This window comes from Pseudoalteromonas sp. TB25 (assembly GCF_000497995.1).
Taxonomy (GTDB): Bacteria; Pseudomonadota; Gammaproteobacteria; order Enterobacterales; family Alteromonadaceae; genus Pseudoalteromonas; species Pseudoalteromonas distincta.
The window spans coordinates 1-3,622 of sequence record NZ_AUTI01000117.1 but is presented as its reverse complement, the minus strand read 5'-3'; the positions used below and the strand labels follow the sequence as shown (position 1 = coordinate 3,622).

Genomic DNA, 3,622 nt, shown 5'->3' with positions numbered 1-3,622 from the left:
CAGCCGCCAAAAAGGTTAGGCTAAAAAATAGGACGTTTGTCCAAATAATCGGTGGTTTATTCATAATTCTCAATCTCAGCGTACAACTGTAAGCTAAAATAGTATTTCAAACTCTCGTCGTCAAGTATTAGACTGTACAATTGAGCTAATATCACTAAATATTCATATAAAATAATTCAGGGAGCTGTTGATGTCGGGTGTTAGAGCGCAACAGAAACAAAAAACACGACAGGCGTTAATTCAAGCGGCATTTAATCAGCTGAGTGCTGATCATAGTTTTTCGAATTTAAGTTTACGCGAAGTAGCACGAGAAGCTGGTATTGCCCCAACTTCTTTTTATCGTCATTTTAAAGACATGGATGAGCTAGGTTTAACCATGGTAGACGAAGCCGGTTTAACTCTTCGCCAACTAATGCGTCAAGCACGCAGACGAATAGCAAACGATGGCGGCAGTGTTATAAATACCTCAGTGGTTACTTTTATGGAGTTTATTGATAACTCAAGTAACCAATTTAGGTTGTTGCTGCGAGAACGCTCAGGGACTTCTAAAGCATTTAGAGCCGCTGTAGCCCGCGAGGTAAAACATTTTATTTTAGAGCTGGCTCATTATTTAGAAAGCGAAACTAAATGTAATGCTATGCATGCCTATATTCAGGCGGAATCTATGGTAACGCTCGTATTTAATGCGGGTGCAGAGGCGCTCGATATAGAAGGATTGCAACGCGACGAATTGATTGAGCGCGTTATTTGGCAGCTGCGTTATATTACTCGTGGAGCCGGGCATTACGTAAGAGAAACGAATAAAGAAGCATAGCTTAAAAAAATTGTAAAAAGTTAATATAAGCACGGTATATTGCAGTGCTTATTAATTTAAGCGTCGCTAGTTACGTATTTGTTGTTTTAATTCCCAATATAGACCTATGTTGAATTAAAAAACCCAATTGAATCGTTTTTAAATCTATTGTGTAGAATATTTATGCTTGCTTGGTGCGGCTATGAATGTTAAAAATAGGCTTCACTGAACACACACACAAGAAAACAAGATGCATATTATTCGTTTAATTACACTAAAACTTAACCTCTTACTGCTATGGCAAGTAAGCGGGGATTAGTGTGTTTGCATCGAGTTGAACACTAAAAAACCCCGCAATTGCGGGGTTTTTTTTATCTCGCGGCTGGGATTAATTGAAATTTGGGTAATATAGGAATGAGGGGCAGTTATGCAAGAGCAAGATAAAGTATGGATTTTTGATACCACCTTACGTGATGGCGAACAGGCGCTTAAAGCAAGCCTTACTGAAGATGATAAAATTCAATTAGCACATACAATTAGCCGCTTGAATGTGGATGTGATGGAAGTTGGCTTTCCGGTTTCAAGCCCTGCTGATTTTCGCTCGGTGCAACGTATTGCAACCGAAGTAAAAGGTCCAATTATTTGTGGTTTAGCACGCTCAGTTGCTAAAGACATTGAAGCCTGTGGCGAAGCACTTCGCACAGCACAGCAAAGCCGTATTCATACTTTTATTGCTACAAGCCCTTTGCACCTTGAACATAAATTACGTATGAGCTTAGACGATGCAACGGCAATGGCTGTTAAATCAATTAAATTGGCACGTAACTATACTGATGATGTTGAGTTTTCGTGTGAAGATGCTGGTCGTACGCCGCATTGGGATTTATGTAAAATTGTTGAGCAGGCAATTAATGCCGGGGCTTCAACTATTAACTTGCCAGATACCGTTGGTTTTGTAACGCCAGACGAATACGCCGCGATGATCCGTCATTTAATGAATAACGTGCCAAATATTGATAAAGCGCGCTTAAGTGTGCATTGCCATAACGATTTAGGTTTAGCAGTAGCAAACTCGGTAGCCGCAGTGCAAGCCGGTGCGCGCCAAATTGAGTGTACTATTAATGGCATTGGTGAGCGGGCTGGTAACTGCTCGCTTGAAGAAGTGGCGATGATTATGAAAATGCGCCACGACCACTTAAAAGTATACACCGATATTAAAAGTGAAGAAATTTACCGCGCATCTCGTCAAGTGGCTAAAATTTGTAATATGCCAGTACAACCAAATAAAGCGATTGTTGGCGAAAACGCCTTTGCACATAGCTCTGGCATTCACCAAGATGGTGTATTAAAAGCGCAAAATACTTATGAGATTATGTCGCCAGAAAGCGTTGGTGTGCCAAGCAACCAATTAAATATGACTTCGCGTTCGGGTCGTCATGTTATTGAGCATCGCTTAGAAGAGTTAGGCTATCAAAAATCTGATTACGATATGGATGGCTTATACAAAAGCTTTATCGAATTGGCTGACCAAAAAGGCACCGTATACGATTACGACCTTGAGGCGATGATTTACTTTAATCAAATTAACGACAAAGATGAAAAATACCAATTAGAATTTGTTAACTCAGCCTCTAACTCACAATCAGTAGCAAGCTCTACGATTGGAATGCGAATTGATGGCGAAGCTAAACAAGAAGCCGCGACAGGTAATGGCCCAGTAGAAGCGTCGTTTGCAGCTATTGAACGCTTAACCGGTATGAGCGTTGAAATGATTGAATATAACTTAGAAGCAACAGGCCAAGGCGCAAGCTCATTAGGGCAAGTAAATATTATAGCTAAATACGATGGCCGACCTTACCACGGTGCGGGCATTGCAGCGGATGTGGTTGAAGCGTCGGTACGCGCCATGATCCGTGTTTATAACTTAATTTATCGTGCACAAAAAGTGTCTGATTTAAAACAACAAAGGAAAGCAGGATGAGTAAAACAAACTACAGCGTTGCAGTATTAGCTGGCGACGGTATTGGCCCAGAAGTAATGGCAGCAGCAGAGCAAGTACTTGATGCTGTGAGCAATAAGTTTGGTTTTACATTAAACCGTCAGCATCATGCTATTGGTGGCGCAGCCATTGATGAATTTGGTGAAGCATTACCACCAAAAACACTTAGTGCTTGTGAAAGTGCCGATGCCATTTTATTTGGTTCGGTAGGCGGTCCTAAATGGGAAAACTTACCACCAAACGAGCAACCGGAGCGCGCATCGTTATTGCCGCTTCGTAAGCACTTTGGTTTGTTTTGTAATTTACGCCCTGCACAGTTATTACCTGCATTAAGTGCAGCGTCGCCACTTCGCGCTGATATTAGCGAAAAAGGGTTTGATATTTTATGTGTGCGCGAACTAACTGGCGGCATTTATTTTGGTGAAAAAGGCCGCAGTGGTGAAGGCGCTGAAGAGTTTGCATTTGATACGCAAACATACTCACGAAAAGAAATTGAGCGTATTGCACGCTTTGCTTTTGAAGCAGCAAAACTACGTAGTAACCATGTTACCTCTGTTGATAAAGCCAATGTATTAGCATCAAGCGTATTATGGCGCGAAGTAGTCACCGAAGTAAGCAAAGACTACCCAGAAGTAAGCTTAGATTACATTTACGTAGATAACGCCGCTATGCAGTTAGTTAAGCAGCCTAGCCAATTTGATGTATTACTTTGTGATAACTTATTTGGCGATATTTTGTCAGATGAGTGCGCCATGATCACAGGCTCAATGGGCTTATTACCATCGGCAAGCTTGAATCAATCGGGTTTTGGATTGTACGAGCCAGCAGGC

The 3,622-nt window shown here is 41.5% G+C and carries 3 protein-coding genes; all 3 read left to right on the top strand.

All coding sequences use genetic code 11. The features are described 5' to 3' along the window. Positions 1 to 190 precede the first annotated feature (190 nt). Complete coding sequence (gene fabR, locus L652_RS0102455; protein WP_010555448.1) at positions 191 to 814, top strand: HTH-type transcriptional repressor FabR; 624 nt, start codon at positions 191 to 193, stop codon at positions 812 to 814. Positions 815 to 1,220: 406 nt separating this feature from the next. Beyond that, a complete protein-coding gene (gene leuA / locus L652_RS0102450) occupies positions 1,221 to 2,774 on the top strand; it encodes a 2-isopropylmalate synthase (protein WP_008171909.1) in 1,554 nt (517 codons plus the stop codon). Beyond that, a partial coding sequence (gene leuB / locus L652_RS0102445) for a 3-isopropylmalate dehydrogenase (RefSeq protein WP_024603254.1) occupies positions 2,771 to 3,622 on the top strand: 852 nt, incomplete at its 3' end. The genes leuA and leuB, both read left to right, overlap by 4 nt.

Bases quoted from the DNA above. Each gene is read 5' to 3' on its own strand.
- fabR (WP_010555448.1), top strand. From the start codon at position 191: ATGTCGGGTGTTAGAGCGCAACAGAAACAAAAAACACGACAGGCGTTA.
- leuA (WP_008171909.1), top strand. From the start codon at position 1,221: ATGCAAGAGCAAGATAAAGTATGGATTTTTGATACCACCTTACGTGAT.